The organism is Bradyrhizobium sp. Ken01, from assembly GCF_055807355.1.
Window position 1 is genome coordinate 48986 of the sequence record NZ_JBVVPC010000008.1, and the last position, 21572, is coordinate 70557.

The 21572-nt window shown below is 64.5% G+C and carries 17 protein-coding genes; 9 read left to right on the forward strand and 8 right to left on the reverse strand.

The genetic code is table 11. The features are described 5' to 3' along the window. The first annotated feature begins 100 nt into the window (after nt 1-100). Nucleotides 101-1006, forward strand: coding sequence for an outer membrane protein assembly factor BamD (locus tag AC0L3S_RS10750; protein WP_354172752.1), 906 nt, complete (start codon nt 101-103; stop codon nt 1004-1006). 13 nt (nt 1007-1019) lie between these two features. After that, a complete protein-coding gene (gene recN, locus AC0L3S_RS10755; RefSeq protein ID WP_473279029.1) occupies nt 1020-2693 on the forward strand; it encodes a DNA repair protein RecN in 1674 nt (557 codons plus the stop codon). 90 nt (nt 2694-2783) lie between these two features. Here recN and AC0L3S_RS10760 read toward each other — a convergent pair whose 3' ends face one another. Then, entirely contained in the window at nt 2784-3071 is a 288-nt protein-coding gene (locus AC0L3S_RS10760) for a GIY-YIG nuclease family protein (RefSeq protein ID WP_007613521.1), read from the reverse strand. A gap of 120 nt (nt 3072-3191) precedes the next feature. On the opposite strand from AC0L3S_RS10760, the gene ligA reads away from it, so the two are divergent. Continuing rightward, nucleotides 3192-5345, forward strand: a complete 2154-nt coding sequence (gene ligA / locus AC0L3S_RS10765; protein WP_473279030.1) for an NAD-dependent DNA ligase LigA — start codon at nt 3192-3194, stop codon at nt 5343-5345. A 158-nt stretch (nt 5346-5503) separates the two neighbouring features. Here ligA and AC0L3S_RS10770 read toward each other — a convergent pair whose 3' ends face one another. After that, nucleotides 5504-6778 (reverse strand): multidrug effflux MFS transporter, encoded by a 1275-nt coding sequence (locus AC0L3S_RS10770; protein ID WP_473279031.1) that lies wholly within the window; start codon nt 6776-6778, stop codon nt 5504-5506. Nucleotides 6779-7106: 328 nt separating this feature from the next. Then, complete coding sequence (locus tag AC0L3S_RS10775; RefSeq protein ID WP_473279032.1) at nt 7107-8936, reverse strand: aminopeptidase P family protein; 1830 nt, start codon at nt 8934-8936, stop codon at nt 7107-7109. Between the two features lie 188 nt (nt 8937-9124). Between AC0L3S_RS10775 and AC0L3S_RS10780 the strand changes: the two genes are divergently transcribed. Continuing rightward, complete coding sequence (locus AC0L3S_RS10780) at nt 9125-9304, forward strand: hypothetical protein (protein WP_473250447.1); 180 nt, start codon at nt 9125-9127, stop codon at nt 9302-9304. 24 nt (nt 9305-9328) lie between these two features. Here AC0L3S_RS10780 and AC0L3S_RS10785 read toward each other — a convergent pair whose 3' ends face one another. Then, nucleotides 9329-10213, reverse strand: a complete 885-nt coding sequence (locus AC0L3S_RS10785; RefSeq protein WP_473279033.1) for a 50S ribosomal protein L11 methyltransferase — start codon at nt 10211-10213, stop codon at nt 9329-9331. A 163-nt stretch (nt 10214-10376) separates the two neighbouring features. Between AC0L3S_RS10785 and AC0L3S_RS10790 the strand changes: the two genes are divergently transcribed. Further along, complete coding sequence (locus AC0L3S_RS10790; RefSeq protein WP_085395715.1) at nt 10377-10532, forward strand: Flp family type IVb pilin; 156 nt, start codon at nt 10377-10379, stop codon at nt 10530-10532. A 278-nt stretch (nt 10533-10810) separates the two neighbouring features. On the opposite strand, the gene AC0L3S_RS10795 is transcribed toward AC0L3S_RS10790, so the two are convergent. Continuing rightward, a complete protein-coding gene (locus AC0L3S_RS10795) occupies nt 10811-12448 on the reverse strand; it encodes a phytoene desaturase family protein (protein WP_473279034.1) in 1638 nt (545 codons plus the stop codon). A 148-nt stretch (nt 12449-12596) separates the two neighbouring features. Here AC0L3S_RS10795 and AC0L3S_RS10800 point away from each other — a divergent pair, with 148 nt between their 5' ends. Beyond that, nucleotides 12597-14873 carry a fused MFS/spermidine synthase gene (locus AC0L3S_RS10800; RefSeq protein ID WP_473279035.1) on the forward strand — a complete coding sequence of 759 codons (2277 nt, stop codon included), beginning with the start codon at nt 12597-12599 and terminating at the stop codon, nt 14871-14873. Nucleotides 14874-14961: 88 nt separating this feature from the next. Here AC0L3S_RS10800 and AC0L3S_RS10805 read toward each other — a convergent pair whose 3' ends face one another. Further along, complete coding sequence (locus AC0L3S_RS10805; protein WP_473279036.1) at nt 14962-15945, reverse strand: glycerophosphodiester phosphodiesterase; 984 nt, start codon at nt 15943-15945, stop codon at nt 14962-14964. A gap of 158 nt (nt 15946-16103) precedes the next feature. Between AC0L3S_RS10805 and AC0L3S_RS10810 the strand changes: the two genes are divergently transcribed. The 3 genes from AC0L3S_RS10810 to AC0L3S_RS10820 are packed head-to-tail and all read left to right on the forward strand — an operon-like array spanning nt 16104 to nt 19479. Next, nucleotides 16104-17063, forward strand: coding sequence for an acyl-CoA desaturase (locus AC0L3S_RS10810; protein ID WP_473279037.1), 960 nt, complete (start codon nt 16104-16106; stop codon nt 17061-17063). 45 nt (nt 17064-17108) lie between these two features. After that, a complete protein-coding gene (locus AC0L3S_RS10815) occupies nt 17109-18491 on the forward strand; it encodes an MBOAT family O-acyltransferase (RefSeq protein WP_473279038.1) in 1383 nt (460 codons plus the stop codon). Nucleotides 18492-18516: 25 nt separating this feature from the next. After that, nucleotides 18517-19479, forward strand: a complete 963-nt coding sequence (locus AC0L3S_RS10820) for a hypothetical protein (protein WP_473279039.1) — start codon at nt 18517-18519, stop codon at nt 19477-19479. 6 nt (nt 19480-19485) lie between these two features. On the opposite strand, the gene AC0L3S_RS10825 is transcribed toward AC0L3S_RS10820, so the two are convergent. Continuing rightward, complete coding sequence (locus AC0L3S_RS10825) at nt 19486-21186, reverse strand: fatty acyl-AMP ligase (protein WP_473279040.1); 1701 nt, start codon at nt 21184-21186, stop codon at nt 19486-19488. A gap of 24 nt (nt 21187-21210) precedes the next feature. Next, nucleotides 21211-21465, reverse strand: coding sequence for an acyl carrier protein (locus AC0L3S_RS10830; RefSeq protein ID WP_106945368.1), 255 nt, complete (start codon nt 21463-21465; stop codon nt 21211-21213). Nucleotides 21466-21572 lie beyond the last annotated feature (107 nt).

A 21572-nucleotide genomic window follows, 5' to 3' on the forward strand; every position in this document is an offset into this window, starting at 1 on the left:
TCGGCGTGGTCGCACGGCAGGCACCACGGTTATATTTCGCGCCCAGGACGGGGTTCATGGGCTGGCGGAAACCGCACCACAGGGCGTCAGGGCAATACTCATGTCGGCACAGCGTATGACGCGCGGATATCTTCAAGTCCCGTCTCGAGAGGTCTCGTCTCGAGTCCGTGGGCTGCTTCAGGTTGTCGCCCTCTTCGTGCTCGCGCTGCCGCTGGCCGGCTGCGGCACCGGCGCGCTTTGGGACAAGTTCACCGCCAAGGACGACACCTTCGTCGAGGAGCCCGCCGACAAGATCTACAATGAGGGCCTGTACCTCATGAACGAGAAGAAGGACATGAAGGCGGCGAACAAGAAGTTCGAAGAGGTCGACCGCCAGCATCCTTATTCCGACTGGGCTCGCAAATCATTGCTGATGTCGGCCTACGCGTCCTACCAGGGCGGCGACTATGATAGTTGTATCGGCGCGGCCACCCGCTACGTCACGCTGCATCCCGGCAGCCCGGATGCGGCCTACGCGCAATATCTGATTGCCGCCTCGCATTACGACCAGATTCCGGACATCAGCCGCGACCAGACCCGCACCGAGAAGGCGATCGCCTCGCTGGAAGAGGTGGTTCGCAAATATCCGACGTCCGAATACGCGACCTCGGCCAAGGCCAAGATCGAAGGTGCGCGCGACCAGCTCGCCGGCAAGGAAATGAATGTCGGCCGTTACTACGCGCAGAAGCGCGACTACACGGCGGCAATCAACCGCTACAAGGCCGTGGTGACGCAGTACCAGACCACCCGCCACGTCGAAGAGGCGCTGTACCGCCTGACCGAGGCCTATATGGCGATCGGCATCGTTGGCGAGGCCCAGACGGCCGCTGCCGTGCTCGGGCACAATTTTCCTGACAGTCGCTGGTACAAGGACGCCTATAATCTTGTAAAATCAGGCGGTCTCGAACCGAGCGAGAATCAGGGGTCCTGGATTAGCAAGACCTTCAAGAAAATGGGTCTCGGCTAGGAAATAGAATTCCATGCTGGCGCGTCTGTCGATCCGTGACATCGTCCTGATCGAACGGCTCGATATCGAATTCGCAACGGGCCTCGCGGTTTTGACCGGCGAGACCGGTGCGGGCAAATCCATCCTGCTCGATGCCTTTGCGTTGGCGCTCGGCGGCCGCGGCGATGCCGGCCTCGTGCGGCATGGGGCGGAGCAGGGGCAGGTCACTGCCGTATTCGATATCCCAAAAAACCATCCCGCGGCCAAAATCCTCGCGGAGAACGGGCTGGAGGATACCGGCGAGATGATTCTCCGCCGGGTCCAGCTGGCCGACGGCCGCACCCGCGCCTTCATCAACGACCAGGCGATCAGCGTGCAGACGCTGAAGGCGGTCGGGGCCGCCCTGGTCGAGATCCACGGCCAGCACGACGAGCGCGCGCTTGTCGATGCCGCCACCCACCGCCGCCTGCTCGACGCCTTCGCCGGTCTCGAAAAGGACGTCTCGGCGGTCGAAGCGCTCTGGGACGCGCGCCGCACCGCCAACAATGCGCTGGAGGAGCATCGCGCCGGCATGGAGCGCGCTGCGCGCGAAGCCGACTACCTCCGTCACGCCTCGGACGAATTGAAGCAGCTCGCGCCCAAGGACGGCGAGGAGACCTCGCTGGCTTCGAGGCGCACGACCATGATGCAGGGCGAGAAGATCGCCTCCGACCTGCGCGAGGCGCAGGAGGCGGTCGGCGGCCACCATTCGCCGGTCGCCTCGCTGTCGGCGGCGGTGCGCCGGCTGGAGCGTCGCGGCGTCAACTCGCCGGCGCTGGTCGAGCCCGCGGTCAGGGCGATCGACATCGCGATCAACGCGCTGGAGGAAGCCGACCAGCATCTCCAGGCGGCGCTTGCCGCGACCGATTTCGATCCCTCGGAGCTCGAACGCATCGAGGAGCGGCTGTTCGCGCTTCGCGCAGCGTCGCGCAAATATTCGACGCCGGTCGACGGGCTCGCCGCGCTTGCCGCCCGATATGCCGCCGATGTCGTCCTGATCGATGCCGGCGCCTCACGGCTGAAGAAGCTGGAGCAGGCCGCGATCGAAGCCGATGCGCGCTATGCGGCGGCGGCCAAGAAGCTGTCGATGGCGCGGCAGAAATCCGCGGAGAAGCTCAACAAGGCCGTCAATGCCGAACTCGCGCCGCTCAAGCTCGAACGCGCCAAGTTCATGACCCAGGTCCAGACCGACGAGGCAGCTCCAGGCCCGCAAGGCTTCGACCGCGTCGAGTTCTGGGTGCAGACCAATCCGGGCACCAGGCCGGGGCCGATGATGAAGGTCGCCTCCGGCGGCGAGCTGTCGCGTTTCCTGCTGGCGCTGAAGGTCGTGCTGTCCGACCGCGGCTCGGCGCCGACCCTGGTCTTCGACGAGATCGACACCGGCGTCGGCGGCGCGGTCGCGGACGCGATCGGCGGGCGGCTGGCGCGGCTCGCCGGCAAGGTCCAGGTGATGGCCGTGACGCACGCTCCGCAGGTCGCCGCCCGTGCCGACCAGCATCTGCTGATCTCCAAGGATGCGCTGGACAAGGGCAAGCGCGTCGCCACCCGCGTCAACGCACTCGCCGCCGACCACCGCCGCGAGGAGATCGCGCGGATGCTCGCCGGCGCCGAGATCACCGCCGAGGCCAGGGCTGCCGCGGACCGGCTGCTCAGGGCGGCGACGGCTTGATTGCCACCGTCATTCCGGGGCGCACGAAGTGCGAACCCGGAATCTCGAGATTCCGGGTCTGGTCCTTCGGACCATCCCGGAATGACTCTTTCAATTGCAGATCGACTCGTAACGATCATCCCAATTCGGATTGTCTTTCTCGATCAGTTGAATCTTCCATGCGCGCTTCCACTTCTTCAGCTCTTTTTCGCGCGTTATCGCCGAGACTGGGTCATCATAAGTCTCGAACCAAACCAGCCGCGTGATGTTGTATTTCGCCGTGAAGCCCGGAACGGCTTTGATTTGATGCTCATAGACGCGCCGTATGAGGTCGTTGGTGACGCCCACATAGATTGCTCCGTCGCGTCGGCTTGCTAGGATATAGACGTAATACGCCATGACTCCCGAGCCTTTCTCAACTGTCATTCCGGAGTGTACGAAGAGCGAGCCTGGAATCTCGAGGTTCCGGGTCTGGTCCTTCGGACTATCCCGGAACGACGAGGCACAACCATAAGTATAATGACAAGAGCAGCAAAATCGAAACCAACACCGCTTCGCGACGTCGCCGACCTCACCAAGGCGCAGGCCAAGGTCGAGCACATGCGGCTCGCGCTCGAGATCGAGGGGCATAACGAACGCTACTACCAGGACGACGCGCCCACCGTCACCGACGCCGATTATGACGCGTTGCGCCAGCGCTTCAACTCGATCGAGAAGCGTTTTCCGGAATTCGTCAGTGCGGACTCGCCGTCGCAGAAAGTCGGTGCGGCACCATCAGGCCGCTTCAAGAAGGTGCGGCATGCCGTTCCCATGCTGTCGCTCGACAACGCCTTTGCGGAAGAGGATCTGCGCGATTTCGTCGGCCGCATCGTGCGCTTCCTGAAGCTCGACGACGACAGGATCGATTTCTCCGCCGAGCCGAAGATCGACGGCCTCTCGATGTCGCTGCGCTATGAGGGCGGCGAACTCGTCACCGCGGCGACGCGCGGCGACGGCGCGGTCGGCGAGGACGTCACTGCCAATATCCGCACCCTCGAAGACGTGCCGCAAAAGCTGAAGGGACGCAACGTCCCCGATATCTGCGAGGTGCGCGGCGAGGTCTACATGACCAAGAAGGCGTTCCTGGCGCTCAACGAGCGGCAGAAGGCGGAAGGTGGCACCATCTTCGCCAATCCGCGCAACTCGGCCGCGGGCTCGCTCCGGCAGAAGGATCCGACCATCACCGCCTCGCGCCCCCTCGGCTTCTTCGCCTATGCCTGGGGCGAGATGAGCGCGATGCCGGAGGGCACGCAGAGCGGCATGATCGGTTGGTTCGAGCGCTGCGGCTTCAAGACCAACCCGCTGACCAGGCTCTGTCACTCCGTCGAGGAGCTGCTCGCGTTTCATCGTGCGATCGAGGAACAGCGCGCAAAGCTCGACTACGACATCGACGGCGTCGTCTACAAGGTGGACCGCATCGACTGGCAGGAACGGCTCGGCTTCGTCTCGCGCACGCCGCGCTGGGGTATTGCCCACAAATTCCCGGCCGAGCGCGCCACCACGGTGTTGCGCGATATCGAGATCCAGGTCGGCCGCACCGGCTCGTTCACGCCGGTGGGCAAGCTCGAACCGGTCGGCGTCGGCGGCGTGATCGTGCAGAACGTCACGCTGCACAACGAGGACTACATCAAGGGCATCGGCAACAAGGGCGAGGTGCTGCGCGAGGGTCGCGACATCAGGATCGGCGACACCGTCGTGATCCAGCGCGCCGGCGACGTCATCCCGCAGGTGGTCGACGTCGTCCTCGATAAGCGGCCGAAGTCTGCCAGGGAATTCCAGTTTCCGAAGAAGTGCCCGTGTCCGCTGCATACCGACGTCGTGCGAGGAGAGACGGCCGCTGGCGAAGAGGAAGCACGCGCCCGTTGTACCGGCGAGTTCGCCTGTCCCTATCAGAAGATCGAGCATTTGAAGCTGTTCGTGTCGCGGCGCGCCTTCGACATCGACGGCTTGGGCGAGAAGCAGCTGCAGTATTTCTTCGACGAGGGTTTTGTGAAGGAGCCAGCCGACATCTTCACGCTGGAAAAGCGCAATTCGAAACTCAAGCTGGAAGACATCGAGGGTTACGGTGCGACCTCGGTGCGCAATTTGTTTGGCGCGATCGAGAGCCGTCGCAAGATCGCGCTGGAGCGCTTTATCTACGCGCTCGGCATGCGCCATATCGGCGAGACCACGGCGCTGGCGCTGGCACGCGGCTACGGCTCCTGGGACGCCTTCCACGATGCCAGCCTCAAGGTTGCCCAAGGCGACGAGGAGGCGATGGCCGAGATGGATGCGCTCGACCAGATCGGCGAGACCGTGATCAAGAGCATCGCCGACTATTTCGGCGAGAGCCACAATCGCGGCATCGTCGAGCGGCTCACCAGGGAGGTCGAGATCATCGACGCCGAGAAGCCGAAGAGCAACTCCGCCGTCGCCGGCAAGACCGTGGTGTTCACGGGCTCGCTGGAGAAGATGACGCGCGACGAGGCCAAGGCCACCGCTGAGCGGCTAGGCGCAAAAGTGTCCGGATCGGTGTCCAAGAAAACCGATCTCGTCGTCGCCGGCCCCGGCGCGGGTTCGAAGCTCGCGGAAGCCAACAAGCATGGCGTCAAGGTGCTGACCGAGGACGAGTGGCTGGCGCTGATCGGGGAGTGAGGAGGGCGCGCTGGCGCGTCTCGCTCCGCTGTCATTCCCCGCGAAGGCGGGGAATCCAGTATTCCAGAGATTGTACAAGGGTACGGAGAAGCCACGGCGTACTGGATCCCCCACTTTCGCGGGGGATGACACTGAGGTCGTTGCGACCGTCCCGCTCCTCACATCATCCCGCTCTCTTCCTCCTCCGCCTGCCCGATCAGTGTCTCGCTCACCAGCACCTCGCGGCGGGGGACGACGAAGATCATCGTGCAGGCGCAGAGCAGGGAGACCGCCAGCACCGCGGCGGTGAGCGGCAGCGTGGTCGCGGAATGGCCGCCGAGATAGGCGCCGAATTGTGACATCAGCGCGCCGATGCCCTGCTGGAGAAAGCCCATCGCACCTGATGCGGTGCCGGCGGCCTCGGGACGGACGCTGATCGCGCCGGCGGCGGAGTTCGCCATCACGAAGGCATTGCCGACCATCACGATCATCTGCGTGCCGAACAGCCAGGCGGGCGCCTCGTTCCAGCCGGTGAAGCTCCACAGCAGGTTCAACAGGCTGCCGCAAAGCTGGAGCGCGAGGCCGAACCAGATCAACTTCTCCAGCGAGTGCCTGGGCGCGAAGCGCACGCAGAGCAGATTGCCGACCAGATACGCAAAACCCGTCGTCGCGAACCACGCGCCGTATTCGGCGCTTGTCCTGCCCATCTGCGTCACCACGATATAGGGGCCGCCGCCGGCGAAGGTGAAGATGATCTGCGAGGCCAGCACCTGGCACATCACGTAGCCGACGAAGGCGCGGTTGCGGATCAGGATGCCGACATCGCCGCGAAAGCCGCTGCCGGCGGCGCGGTCTCGGCGCGTCTCGGGCAGCGCGAATGCGATGCCGACGGCGACGATGATCGCGGCGATGGTGATGGCGTAGAAGATCGCGCGCCAGCCGAATGCGGTTTCGATCAGGCCGCCGGTGAGCGGGGAGACCATCTGCCCGATCATCAGCGCCGCGACCACGAGGCTGATCATCGAGGCGACGCGATCGCGCTCGTAGATGTCGCGGATGATGGCGCGGCTCACCACCATGCCGGCGGCGCCGCCCAGCGCCTGGAAGAACCGCGCGGCGATCAGCTGCGGCAGGGTTTCCGCGAAGATGCAGCCGACGCTGGCGACCACCATCAGCGCCAGTCCTCCGAGCAGCACCGGGCGCCGCCCGAAACGGTCCGACAGCGGGCCCATGATGAGTTGCGACAGCGCGATGCCGACCATGTACAGCGACACCGTCATCTGCGCGACCGAGATGTCGCTACCAAATGTCGTCGCCAGCACCGGCAGCGCCGGAACCAGCATGTAGAGCGAGATCGGCGCGATCCCGGTCATGACGACGAGCAGCAGCAACACCAGGCGCGAGGTCGCGAGGTTCTTCGCCGTTTCCGGCGGCTTGCTGATCATGCCGTGCATTGCGTGTCCGTCTCGTAGAAATTCGAATCGGACTGTAGCGTGCGCGCGCAAGACGGATATCGGCGTTTCGGAATGCGGCTATACGGATTCCGGGACGGTTATGATCACAGCGCGACGGTGGCGAATTGGGCGCGGTGCGCGCGTCAAAAACTCGGTGTCATCGCCCGGCTTGACCGGGCGATCCAGTATTCCAGAGGCAGTCGTGATTGAATCGAGAGGCCGCGGCGTACTGGATGCCCCCGCTTTCGCGGAGCATGACAGCTGTGGTGGAGAAGCAGCCTTGCGCAAATCGCGTGGTGCTATGCGTCGAGCCCGTGTAATGACGCGCTTACGCCTTCAGTTCTGCCGTGGCCTGGTCCAGCCAGGCCTTCGTCGTCGCATCCAGCGCCGGCCGCACCTCGGCCCTGACGCGCGCGTGGTAGGCGTTGAGCCAGTCGAGTTCGTCCTTGCCCAGCATGCCGACATCGATCAGCCGGCGGTCGATCGGCGCCAGGGTCAGCGTCTCGAACGCGTTCATCGATTTTTCCGCGCCCTTGATGTCGGCAGCGACCACCAGTTCGAGGTTCTCGATGCGGATGCCGAAACCGTCGGTCTTGTAGTAGCCGGGCTCGTTGGACAGGATCATGCCGCGCTTCAGCGGCGTGGTGCCGAGCTTGGATATCCGCGCCGGTCCTTCGTGCACCGAGAGATAGCTGCCGACGCCGTGGCCAGTGCCATGCTCGAAATCGACGCCGGCGGCCCAGAGATATTGCCGTGCCAGCGTGTCGAGCTGCGCGCCGGTGGCGCCGTCGGGAAAGATCGCCCGCGCGATCGCGATGTGGCCGCGCAGCACACGCGTGAAACGGTCGCGCATCTCGTCGGTCGGCTCGCCCACGGCCATGGTGCGGGTGACGTCGGTGGTGCCGTCTTCATATTGCGCACCTGAATCGATCAGCAGCAGATCGCCGGGCACGATCCGCCGGTTGCTCTTGCGGGTGACGCGGTAGTGCACGATGGCGCCATTCGGGCCGGTGCCTGATATGGTCGGGAACGACACATCCTTGAGCGCGCCGGTGTCGCGGCGGAATGTCTCCAGCGCCTCGACCGCATCGATCTCGGTGAGCTTGCCGCTTGCCGCCTCGCGGTCGATGAAGGCGAGGAAGCGCGCCAGCGCCACGGCGTCGCGCCGGTGCGCCGTTTGCGTGCCCTTGATCTCGGTCGGGTTCTTGACCGCTTTGAGCAGCGCGATCGGATCGCTGCCGCGCACCGGCTTGCCGCCGGCGCCCGTGATCAGCCGGCTAAGCGCGTCGGCCGCGGTCGCATTGTCGAGCGCAATCGATCCACCGCTCTTGGCGAGCGCCATCAGCGTCGGCGCCATTGCATCGGGCTCGCGCACGTCGGCGGACTGCTCGAGATGGTCGCGGGTCAGATTGGATAGCTTGCGGTGATCGATGAAGATGGTGGGACGGCCGTCCTTCGGTACCAGCGCATAGGACAGCGGCAGCGGCGTATGCGCGACGTCGGCGCCGCGGATGTTGAAGGTCCAGGCCACGGCATGGCTGTCGGATAGCACCAACGCATCGACGCCGAGCTTGCCGATCTCGCTCCTGATCTGCGTCAGCTTCTCGGCTTCAGTCACGCCGGCATGTTGCATCCCGTGCACCGTGACCGGCGCAATCGGCGGCTGTGGCCGGTCTTGCCAGATCGCGTCGACCGGATTGCTGTCGACGGCGACCAGCTCGGCACCGGCCTTGGTGCAGGCGGCGGACAAACGCTCGGCTGCCGCAAAAGTGTGCAGCCACGGATCAAATCCTAGGCGGTCTCCGGCCTTCAGGTGTGCCGACATCCAGCTTTCCGGCGGCGGATCGATCAGAGATTCCACGGCCCAGGCCCTTGAATCGACCTGCTTGGCCGCCTGGATCGTGTAGCGGCCATCGACGAACACCGCAGCCTCGTGCGTCAGCACCACCGCCAGTCCCGCCGAGCCCGTAAAACCGGTCAGCCAGGCCAGGCGCTCTTCCGACGGCGGCACATACTCATTCTGCTGCTGATCGGCGCGTGGAATCACGAAACCGGTCAGCTTGCGGCGGGCGAGTTCTTCACGGAGCGCGGCCAGCCGCGCCGTCAATGCGACGCCGGCCTCGGGCTCCTCGAATGTCTGGAAGTGCGCTTCGAACATGGTGGATCACTTTAGGATCATGCGGATCGCTCCGCAATGTAGACGCATTTGAGGTCGCATCTGGCATGGACTGTGCTTGAACAAGTTCCATTCGAATTGAGTGGAGTACAGGATGCGGCACTTGCGCTTCGTCCGGATAACAGGGAAATTCGAGCAAGTTGTTCATCTCAACGACGAGGGGACACTCGATGCCAGCGTTCACGTTTGAGAAGATTACGCCGCCGGTGCGCCGCGCTCCGACTGCGGCAACACCGAAGAAACCGCGCGGCCTCATCAACCAGATGATCGACCGTTTCGCCGAACGCCGCGCGAGGCGCGCCTCGCAGGCCGAGCGCACGATGCGCCGGGACGAGAAGGCGTCAAAGTAGCGGCATCTACGGCAGCACCCGTACTCACCCCATCTTCCGCAGCAACAGGCTGCTCCACCCCTCGATCCGCAAGTGCTTCAGAGGCACGAGGCCGCGTGCGCGGTAGGCGGCGATCACGGCGGGCACCTGGGGCGTCAACAGGCCGGATAGGATGACGCGCCCGCCAGGGGCGAGGTGTCGCGTCAACGGGCCCGCCAATTGCCGTAACGGATTGGCAAGGATGTTCGCCAGCACCAGGTCGAACGGGCCGCATCTGCCAAAATCAGCCGCTGCGAAGCCGGTGGCGCGGATCACGCGCACATTGTGACCGACCTCGTTCAACAAGGCATTCTCGGCTGCCACCTTGACCGAGGCCGGGTCGATGTCGGAGGCCAGCACCGCGCGATGCAGCGCCTTCGCCGCCGCTATCCCCAGCACGCCGGTCCCGGTGCCGAGGTCGAGCACGCGGCCGGGCCGGGTGCTTTTCAGGACATGGTCAAGCAGGAGTAAACAGCCGCGTGTGGTGCCGTGATGGCCGGTGCCGAAGGCGAGAGCCGCCTCGATCTCGATGGCGAGCTTGTTCGGCGCCACGCGATCGCGGTCATGGCTGCCGTGGACGACGAAGCGCCCGGCCGGCACCGGCACGAGATCTTCCAGGCTCGACTTGACCCAGTCCCTGGCTTCGACGGTGTCGAAGGCCAGCGTGTCCGCGATCTCATTTCCTGCTGAGGTTGCAACGAGTTCGCGCAGCCACGCCCGGTCCGGCGCGTTCGCGAAATGCAGCGCGACGTCCCACTGTCCGTTCGGCTGCTCGAACGCGGCGACCGCCGCATCGTCCTCGAAGAACATTTCGGTGAGGACGTCGACAATGCGCTTGGCGGCGATCTCGCTGCCGATCGAAAAACTGACGCGATGGGTGGAAGGCTGCATTCTCAGGGTTCCGTCCGGTTCAATTTTTGGAACTTTTGTTCCCAATTTTTCGCATAACTTGGGTTCAGGAGATTAACCCGCCCGCAGGTTGTATCCCGTACATTTCCGGGTGTTGGGCAACCCACACAGCTTGAAATAGAATAGGAGGCGAGACTTGAAGCGCATGATTTTGAAGTTCTGGACCGACGATTCAGGTGCAACCGCAATCGAGTACGGTCTGATCGCAGCCGGTATCGCGCTGGCGATCATCACCGTGGTGAACGGCCTGGGCACCACCATGAACGACAAGTTCACTTCGATTAGCAGCTCCTTGAAGTAATTTCCGCCTTCCATTTCCCGGCGGGGCCAATTCTCCATACGACTGCTTCCGAGCCGCGCCCGTCGGGGGAATTGCCCCCTGGCGGGCGAAGTCGTTTTTGGGGATTGGCTTGCAATAGGGTGCCCACAGGCTATCCGCGGGTTTGTCCGGACTTTGTCCACGGATTATCCCGCCGTTCATCCCCGGATTTTCCACCAATTTGCACCAGGCTTGGAGGGGCGTAACCCACCGCCCTTTCACAGCTCTGCCAACAGTCTGTCCACAGCTTATCCACGGGCTTATCCACGGGTTCCGAACAGCGACCGGTGATCCCTCAGGATCGCCTGCGCGGCGTTGTGGCCGGGGGCGCCGGTGACGCCGCCGCCGGGGTGGGCGCCCGAGCCGCAGTGATAGAGGCCCTTCAGGGGCCCCCGATAGTCGGCGTGGCCCAGCATCGGCCGGGCCGAAAACAGCTGGTTCAGCGAGAGCGCGCCGTGGAAGATGTCGCCCCCGAGCAGGCCGAACTGCCGTTCGAGATCGAGCGGTGACAGGATCTGGCGGCCGAGCACGCTCGTCGCAAAACCCGGCGCGTATTTGTCCACCGTCGCGATCATGAGGTCGGCGACCTCGTCGCGATGGTCGTCCCACGACTTTCCATCGGGAAGCTCCGGCGCGACGTGCTGGCAGAACAGGCTCGCGACATGGTGTCCTGCGGGCGCGAGCGTGTCGTCGAGCGTCGATGGGATCAGCATTTCCACGACGGGCTCTCGGCTCCAGCCGTGCGCCCGGGCATCGAGGAAGGCGCGGTCCATGTAGCCGAGATCAGGGGCCAGGATGATGCCCGAGGTGAGATGATCGCCGTCGCCCGGCAGCGCCATGAACGAGGGCAGGCGGTCCAGCGCCACGTTCATGCGGAAGGTGCCGGAGCCGTTCTTCCAGTGCCGGATGCGGTCGAGGAAGGTTTGGGGAAGCGCATCGGCGGCGACCAGCCGCGTATAGAGCAGCTTCGGATTGACATTGGCTGCGACATATTTCGCGCGGATGGTCGTGCCGTTCTCCAGCGCCACGCCGACCGCGCGGTCGCGCTCGACGACGACCTCGCGCACGCCCGCGTCGGTGTCGATCACGACGCCGCGGTCGCGTGCGGCGCGTGCCATGGCCTGCGTGATCGCGCCCATGCCGCCGATGGCGTGACCCCAGACCCCCTTCTTGCCGTTCACCTCGCCGAAGGCGTGATGCAGCATCACATAGGCCGAGCCCGCGGCGTAAGGGCTGGCATAATTGCCGACGATGGCATCGAAGCCGAACAGCGCCTTGACCAGATCATGCTCGAAACGTTCATCCAGCATCTCGCCGGCCGAGCGGGTGAAGAGATCGAGCAGACTGCGGCTCTGCTCCAGCGACAGCCCACGCAGGATGTTGGCGCTCTGGAATGCATTCACGGCTTCGCGGATCGAGGCCGTGCCGAAGCCATCGAGCAAATTTGGCGGCGCGCGCAGCACGAATTGCCGGAGCACGTCGGCGATATCTTCCAGGTTGCGCGAAAACCCGTCGAGCGCATTTGCGTCATGCGCGCTCAGCCGTGCGACGGACGCCTGCGTCCGCCCCTCGCCGGTGAGGAGATAGCTGCCGTCGGGGGCGGGCAGAAAATTCTGCGCGCGCCGTTCAACGATCCTGAGGCCCTGTTCGGCCAGCTTCAAGTCGCGGATCACCTGCGGATTGAGCAGGCTCACGGTGTAGGCTGCGACCGAATTGCGGAAGCCCGGATGAAACTCCTCCGTGACCGCGGCCCCGCCGACCACCTTGCGGCGCTCGACCACGCGCACACGCAAGCCGGCCATCGCGAGATAGGCCGCGCAGGTGAGGCCGTTATGGCCAGCGCCGATGATGACGACGTCGGTTTCGGTCATGAAGGGGTCAAGCTGCTCCACGCTCATTCCGGAACGGTCGGAACGACCCGGCCCAGAATGACATCTGTATATCAAGCATTTCCCGCTGCAACATCAGGAGACCCTTTATTGCCCGTTCAGGCGCCTTGTGCTCCATTGCGCGCGCCCGGCGCCCGCCGGAGATGCTGGAGCTTCCATGGATTCGATCGTGCAACCCGCCACGGAGCTGCCGTCCTCGTCACGCAACCGGCTGCTACTGACGGTCTACACCGCCGCGATCTTCGTCAGCGCGCTGTTGCTATTCTCGGTGCAGCCGCTGTTCACGAAGATGGTTTTGCCGCGGCTCGGCGGCTCGCCGGCGGTGTGGTCGGTGGCGATGGTGTTTTTCCAGTCGCTGCTGCTCGCGGGCTACGCCTATGCGCATGTGTTGATGCAGGTGAGGAACCGCATCGTTCCCGTGGTGGTGCATCTCCTGCTGCTGATCGCGGCCTTCGCCACGCTGCCGCTCGGCATCGCCTCGGCCTATGGCGATCCGCCCGCTTCGGGCTACGCAATCTGGCTGCTCGGCCTGTTCGTGATCTCGATCGGGCTGCCGTTCTTCGCGCTCGCCGCCAACAATCCGTTGCTGCAGGCCTGGTTTGTCCGCACCGGGCATCCCGCCGGACATGATCCCTATTTCCTCTATGCGTCCTCCAACATCGGCAGCTTCCTCGCCCTGCTGTCCTATCCGTTCCTGCTGGAGCCGATGTTCACGCTGCACACGCAGAACCGGCTCTGGACCGGCGGTTACGGCATTCTGATCGTCCTGATCGCCGCATGCGGCGTGCTGCTGTTGCGCTCGCCGAAGCTCGCCATGGTCGATGCGCGAACCGAGGATTTGAATGCGCCGGCGCCCGGTTTCATGACGCGGCTGCGCTGGATATTCCTCGCCGGCGTGCCGTCCGGCCTGCTCATCGCCGTCACCGCGCACATCTCGACCGACGTTGCGGCCGCGCCGCTGCTGTGGGTGCTGCCGCTGTCGCTGTACCTCTTGACCTGGGTGGTGGTGTTCCAGTCGCGGCCGCTGCTGCCGCACAAATGGATGCTGATGCTGCAGCCGGTCGCGATCGCGGGCGTCGTCTTCCTGCTGGCGTTCGGCGGCGAACAGAATTTGCTGCTGACGCTCGGCGGGCATCAATTGTGCTTCTTCGTCATCGCGATGGCCTGCCACGGCGAATTGGCGCGGACACGGCCGGCCGCGAAATATCTCACTGGATTCTATGTCGCGCTGTCGTTCGGCGGCATGGTCGGCGGCCTATTCGCGGGGCTCGTCGCGCCGTTCACATTCTCCTGGATCGCCGAATATCCGATCCTGATCGCACTGGCCGCGCTGTGCCGGCCGCCCGCGAACGAGCGGCTGGCGGGCATCGTCAAATGGTACTGGCTGGCGCTTGCAGCGCTCGTCATAGTGCTCGTTGCGCCGTCCTTCACGACGGGCGGGCTGTCGAGTTGGTTCGAGGATCACCGCGTCTGGGCGGCCGGCGGCGTCGGCGTGCTCGCCGCGCTGCTGGCGCTGACGGTCAACGCCGGCCGCTGGAAGATATTCGCCACCATCGCGCTCGCGCTGGCGTTGATCCGGGTTTATCCGGCGGACGAAGGCCGCGTCACCACGGTGCGCAGCTTCTTCGGCGTGCACAAGATCGTGGTAACGCCCGGCGGCTATTTCCACGTGCTGATGCACGGCACCACGATCCACGGCGCCGAGCGCTTCCTCAACAATGACGGCACGCCGGTCACCGGCCGGCCCGAGCCGATCACCTACTATCACAGGGATGGCGGCATCGGTCAGGCCGTCAGCGCGATTCGGGAGCGCAAGGGCGCGCCGTTGAAGGTCGCGGCTATCGGCGTCGGATCGGGCACGCTCGCCTGCGCCGCCGAGCCAAACGAGAGCTGGACATTCTTCGAGATCGATCAGTCGATGGTCGACGCGGCAAGCGATCCGAAGAATTTCCGCTACATCTCGAGCTGCATGCCGGGCCTGAAGCCGGTGATCGGAGATGCCCGTCTCACCTTCGCGAAGGAGCCGGACGGCGCTTATGATCTCGTCATCGTCGACGCCTATTCGTCGGATGCGATCCCGATCCATCTTGCGACAGAAGAGGCGATGAAGATCTACAAGGACAAGCTCGCTCCGCACGGCGCCGTGGTGATGCACGTCTCCAACCGCCACCTCGATCTCGAGACCGTCGTGGTCGGCATCGCCGATGCCAACGATCTCAAGAGCTGGGTCTACAACGAGGATTCGGGGCGCGATGGCGACTACATCTTCTCGACCGACGTCGTCATCTCCGCCCGAGAGGATGCCGACGTCGGCAGGCTCGCATCGTCCAAATCTTGGGAGCAGACCGAAGCCGACGACAGGGTGCGGGTCTGGACCGACGATTACTCCAACATTCTGGGCGCGCTGTACCGGCGTTTGCGGGATGGGGAGTAGGGACGACATGGCAACACTCTCGTGCTCCGGACGCAGCGCAGCGCTTCTTTAGCGATGCGCTGCAGAGCCGGGGACACGAGACTTGCTTCTACGGCTCCACCGGGCTCCCCGCGGGCAACGCAATTGCCTTCTCGCCCGCGACTTGCCGCAACAAATCGGGCCTGTCGGAGATGATCCCGTCGACGCCGATCTCGATCATGCGCACCATGTCTTCACGCTTGTTGACCGTCCAGACCACGACCCGCAGCCGGAGCGCATGGGCCTCGGCGATCAGCGCCGCGGTCACATCGCCGAAATAGGGCGACCAGATCGCGCCGCCCGCAGCCTTGATGGTTCGGGGCAGCGACCCGCCGTGATCGGCCGGGCTGAATCCCGCCGTCCAACCGGTCGCCTTGTCCAGCGCCACCGTCTGGCCCGAGCCGCGCTGGAGCGTCAGGTACACCGTCGGCATCTTCGGGGCCCGCTGCTGGACCAGCAGCAGGGTCCGCCAGTCGAACGACTGGATCATGACGCGGTCGGAGAATTTTTCGGCTTCGATCAGGGCGAGCAGTCTGGTGACGAAAGCTTGGGGATCGAGCGTTTCGTCGGGATGGTTCGGATCGATCTTGGTCTCGATGTTGAAGCGCACGCGCGTATTGCCGGATTTGCGCACCAGCGCGAACAGCTCGCTCAAGGTTGGAATGCGGGTCCCCGGCATGGCGCGTTGGTCGGGGAATTGCTTCGCGTAAGGACTGTCTGGCCGGATCTGGCCGACGTCGTAGGTCCTGACGTCGGCGAGCCGCAGTTTTACGAACGGCGTGCCGGGGGCCGCGACATAGGCGCCGCTCGCATCCCGTGTGATATCGGGATTAAGCCCGCGCTCATGCGACACGACGACTTCGCCGTCAGCGGTGATGCCGACGTCGAGCTCCAGCGTGTCCACGCCCATCGACAGCGCGTTGGCGAAGGCCGGAAGCGTGTTTTCCGGCAGCAGTGCCCGCCCGCCGCGATGAGCCTCCGAATCGAATGCCATGGCGGGTCCCGCAATGAGAGGTAATAGCACGATCAAGATCGTCGCAGCACGTGACGGCATGGCGGCTCGTGGGGCAAGCGGAAAGGGATATTTGAACGCATTTGGGCGTGTCCGGCCCATAGTATAGGCTTTCGGGGCTGTTGAAAGCTTCGGCGGTGACTTGGGTTGCGGCCGCCGCGGGGGTATGTACTCATAGTCGGCGCCCTGGAATCCCGCCCGTGCAGCAGCAACGCGATCATCGAATTATCCGTAGCCGGCATTTTCGCCGGATGCAGCGCCGGCATTTCATCATCTTCGACGTTTTGCCCTTCCTCGGCACGCTGCTGGCGCTGGCGCTTCTGCTCTACCGCCCGATCGGCGCGATGGAGCTTGGCCTGTTTGTCGGCTTTTGGCTGGTCACCGGCCTCGGCCTCACCGTCGGCTATCACCGGCTCTTCACCCACCGCGCCTTCGCGACCTCCACGGCGATGAGTGCGATCCTGGTCGTGATGGGATCGATGGCTGGCCGCGGTCCCATGCTGTCCTGGGCGGCAATGCACCGCCGGCACCACGAATTGTCCGATCACGACGGCGATCTGCATTCGCCGCGGCTGCACGGGGAGGGCGCGTTCGGCCGCCTGCGCGGCTTCCTGCACGCGCATTTGACCTGGATGATCGAACACGATTATCCCAACGTTGCGCATTATGTCCCGGACCTGATGGCGGATCGCAGGCTGGTTGCCGTCAACAGCTACTACTACACTTGGGTCGGTCTTGGCCTGGTGCTGCCGGCCGCGATCGGCGGCCTCGCCACCATGAGTCTTTGGGGCGCACTGACCGGCTTGCTCTGGGGCGGCGTGGTGCGCATGTTCGTGGTCGAGCAGACCATGTCGGCCATCAATTCCGTGATGCACAGCTTCGGCGCGCAGCCCTTCGTCACCCGCGACGACAACAGCCGCAATCTCGGCGTGATGGCCTGGCTTGCCTGGGGCGAGGGCTGGCACAACAACCACCACGCCTTTCCCTATTCCGCGGCCTTCGGCCTGCGCTGGTTCGAGTTCGATCCCGGCTTTGTCTTCATCCGCGCCCTGGAAGCGCTCGGATTGGCCTGGGACGTCAAGGTGCCGAGCGAGGAAAAGATTGCGCGACGCATGCTGCGGCAGCCGGGCGACGCTGCGCCCGACCTCGAAACGGGCTGAGCATCATCCGCCGGCTCACGCCGGCGATGGCGCGGCTGTGAACCGATGCTGTTCAACGACTATCCCTTTCTCCTGGTCTTCCTGCCCGCGGCGCTGCTGATCTATCGCCTGGCCGATCCCTATCCGCAGTTGCGCATCGGTGTGCAGGTTGCGCTGTCGCTCACCTTCTATGCCTGGGGCAGCCCGTCCTTCATCCTGCTCCTGATCGGCTCCATCGCGATCAACTGGCTCGCTTCGGTCGCTTATGGGCGCGTGAAATGGCCGGCGGTGCTGACGCTGGTGATCATGCTTGATCTCGCGCTGCTGGCGCTGTTCAAATACGCCAACTTCCTTCTCGCCAATCTCGGTCTCGTGCTGGGTACGAGGTTGCCGGTGCTCGAGGTCGGGCTGCCGCTCGGTATCTCCTTCTTCACCTTCCACCACATCATGTATCTGGTCGACCTGAAGCGCGGCAGGGCGCCGCTCTATGCGCTCGACCGCTACGCGCTCTACATCGCCTTCTTTCCGCAGGCGATTGCCGGCCCGCTGGCGCGCTGGTCGGAGGTGATGCATCAGTTCGGCAGGCAGGTCTACGTTCCGGGCTGGCAGCGCCAGTTTTGCGTCGCGACCTGTTTCATCGCGATCGGCCTGTTTGAAAAAATCGTGATCGCCGACGGCCTCGCGCATCTGCTCGATCCCATCTACGTGCAGGCAGCGAACGGGCCGCTCGCGAGCGGTGACGCCTGGCTCGCCTTCTGCTTCTCCTTCCAGATCCTGTTCGATTTCTCCGGCTATTCCGACATCGCGATCGGCCTCGGCCTGCTGTTCGGCGTGCAGCTGCCGTACAATTTCAATGCGCCGCTGCGCTCGACCAACATCCAGGATTTCTGGCAGCGCTGGCACATCACCCTGATGCTGTTCCTCCGCGATTACGTGTTCTATCCGCTGGTCAATCTGCGCCTGTTGCCGCGGCGCTGGCTGCCCGTGCAGTTCTTCGGCGCGATGATGATCACGATGGCGCTGTGTGGCCTGTGGCACGGCGCGAGCTGGACCTTCGTGCTGTGGGGCCTGCTGCACGGGCTTGCGCTGGTCGCCTGCACGCTGTGGCGTCGCTATGGCCCGGAGTTCCCGTCATGGCTCGGCTGGGCGCTCACCGTGTTGTTCGTACTCGCGACCGGCGTGATCTTTCGTGCGGGATCGGTGGAGGCGGCCTGGCACGTCTTCTGCGGACTGGTTTCGCCGCTGCCGCTCGAGCGCGGAAAGCATTTGTGGCCGCTGATTGTAGCGCCGCTGTTCGCCTTCCTGCTGCCGGCGAGCCAGGACATCGTGGCGGTGCTCACGCGCCGTCCCAATCCGTGGCTCGCGGGCCTGCTCGGTCTCGGGCTGTTCGCACTGCTGCTTCACATGGGTGGTCGGGATCTCCATGACTTCGTCTACTTCAAGTTCTGAGACCGACCCCGGCTGGGGCCGGAGCTTGATCGCTTGTCTGGGCACGCTGATCGGGGCTGCGCTGCTGGTGCTCGCACTGATGGTGGCGGTCGATCCCTATGACAGCGGCAAGCTCGGCCTGCTCGGTATCGACGGCGTCGATAATCGCCTCACCCAGATCACGGCTGCGAGCCGCGCGCGGAATCCGGATTTCAATGCTGCGATCCTGGGCAACTCGACGGCGCAGATGATCGAGCCGACGGAATTGTCGCGCGTAACCGGCCTGCGGTTCGTACAGCTCTACATGACCGGTGCGTTTCCCCGCCAGGAGCTCGCAGTGCTGGACTTCTTCCTGCGGAATCACCGGGAGGTCGGCGCACTGGTGATCGTAACCGACCCCGGCTGGTGCGTGCATGCACGGGCCAAGGAGGAGGGCGGCGTCCCGTTTCCCGACTGGCTCTATGACAGAAGCGTCGTCACCTACGCAGCACGGCTGATCTCCTGGCAGGCGGTCGAGCACGCTTTTCAGCGGATCAGTATCGGGCTTGGCCGGCGACCACGGATGAACCCGGACGGCTTTGTCAGCTATGAGGACATCTGGCCGCCGGGTCAATTCAAGGAAGTCGGCTGGCCCAGGGATCCGGCGCCGTCACTTTCAGCCGAGATGCGGGCGGCATTTCCCGAGATCGCTGCGCTGGCAGCTACCGTCAGGACATTGCCGGCCGATGTGCCCGTCGTCATCATCGTGCCGCCGACCTTCGCAACCACCGTGCCGAAGCCCGCCACGGAAACCGCCCTGGAGCGCAGCGCCTGCGACGCCGCGCTCAAAAAAGTGGTCGCGGGCCGACCGCGCAGCAATTTCATCAGCTATCGCGTTGACAATGATCTCACGCGCGACCGCGCCAATTTTGCCGACTTCATCCACTATCGCCCAATCCTCGCGCGCAAGATCGAGCAGGGGATCGCTGCGAGCCTGCGCGATGGAGAGAGCGCGAAGATCGATTTCTGAATCGTCTCAGCCGAGCTGCTCGAATCCGCCATCGAGCCAGAGCTTGCGTGCGAGCTTGCGCTGGATCTTGCCGCTGGTGGTCTTCGGCAGAGTGCCGGGCCGGATCAGCGCGATGTGACGCGCGGAGAGCTCGTGGTTGTCGGCGACGGCCTCGCGAATCCGGCCCTTGATGGCTTCGGTGTCGATTGAGTGGCGCGCGGTGCGCTCGATTTCCTGGACGATGACGAGTGCCTCCTCGCCGCTCTCGTCGGGCACCGAGAACGCCGCGCCGCAGTTTTCGCGCAAAGCTTGGTCGAGGGATTGCACCGTGCGCTCCAAATCCTGCGGATAATGGTTGATGCCACGGATAATGATGAGGTCCTTGATCCGTCCGGTGACGAACAATTCGCCGGTGGCGTCGAGGAAGCCCAGGTCGCCGGTGCGCAGCCACGCCCCGTCTTCGCCGGCAATCTGCGCATTGAGCCCCTCGCGCGTCGCCTCGTCGTTGCGCCAATAGGCGCGTGCGACATTGGGGCCGTTCACCCATATTTCACCGACCCGGTCGGCCGGCAGGCGCGTCTGGTCGTCCGCGTCAACGATGGCGATCCGTTCGGCGGTCAGCGCGCGGCCGCAGCCGACGGCGATCTGGGTATCTTCGGCGCTGGAGGGCGGCTGCGCCGCATGCGCCTGAAGCGCCGTGCGGCTCACGCTGCGCGTGACATGATCCTCGCCACGGCGTCCGCCGGAAATCAGGAGCGTCGCTTCCGCCATTCCGTAGGCGGGATACATCGCGCGCGGATCGAAGCCGTGCGGCGCAAATGTCTGGACGAACCGTTCGATGGTTTCCGCATGCACCGGCTCTGCGCCGTTCAGCGCGATCCTGAGCGAGGACAGGTCGACGCCCTCCATCTGGTCGGCGCGATAGCGGCTGACGCAGAGGTCGAAGCCGAAATTCGGGCTGCAAGCCACTTCCGCGCGAAAATGCGAGATCGCGCGCAGCCAGCCGAGCGGCCGCTGCATGAACGCATTCGGTGCCATCAGCACGCAGGTCGCCCCAACATAGAGCGCCTGCAGTGCGTTCAGGATCAGCCCCATGTCGTGATAGAGCGGCACCCAATTGACGTAAGTCGATTGCCGGGTGTTGCCGAGCGCGAGCCGGATCATCTCGAGATTGGCGAGCAGATTGGCGTGGCTCACCATCACGCCTTTGGGCGCGGACGTCGAGCCGGAGGTGTATTGCAGGAAGGCGATGTCGTCCGGCGCCGGCTCGGGCAGTTCGATCGTCTCACCGTCGGCCGCCGCGAGATCGGCCTCGATCCAGCGAATGTGCTCGTGCGCGAAGCGTGCCCTCAGATCACCACGGAGCGAGGCGGCCGAATTGGTCAGCGCCACCGTCGGCGTGCAATTGGCGAGGATCGCGCCGCTGGCATCGCGCGCGCTGTTTCTCCGCGGCATCATCATCGGCACGGCGATGATGCCGGCCATCAGGCAGCCGAAGAACGCCACCATGAACTCGATGCCGGGCGGAAACACCAGGATGGCGCGGTCGCCGGGCCGCGCCGCGGCGTTCAGGCGCGCCGCGAGCGTGGATGCGAAGTCATGCAACTGGCGGAAGGTGAGGACAGCTTCCTCCGTTCCGCGATCGGAGACGAAGACATAGGCGCGGTCGTCGGCCTGCTCCGCCGCACGCCGGGCCAGCAGTGCCACGAGCGAGCGGAAGGTTTCCATTGGCAACGCCGGCTTCAGCCGCCCTCAGGCGGCGGGGCGGATTGCGCGCTTGTCGGTGAGAAATCGCGACAGCGCCTCAACGGTCGGATGGTCGTAAAAGTCGTCGGTCGATAGTTCGAGGTCGAGCTTCTCTTCGAGTTCCATCATGAGGTAGACCAGCATCGCCGAATCGAGCCCGAGACGGCTGAATTTCGTGCCGATGTCGACGCGGTCCTTCGAAATTCGCAGGATATTTGCCAGGGCGGTAACGCAGAAATCCGAAATCTGCTCGCGTGTCATGTCATGTCCCAGAAACAATGGGAACGACAATACGGGCGACGCCAAGGTTGTCAATTTGGTCGAAACCCCGCCGCGTTGAAGGTTGTGGACTGTTGCTTTCCTGCGTC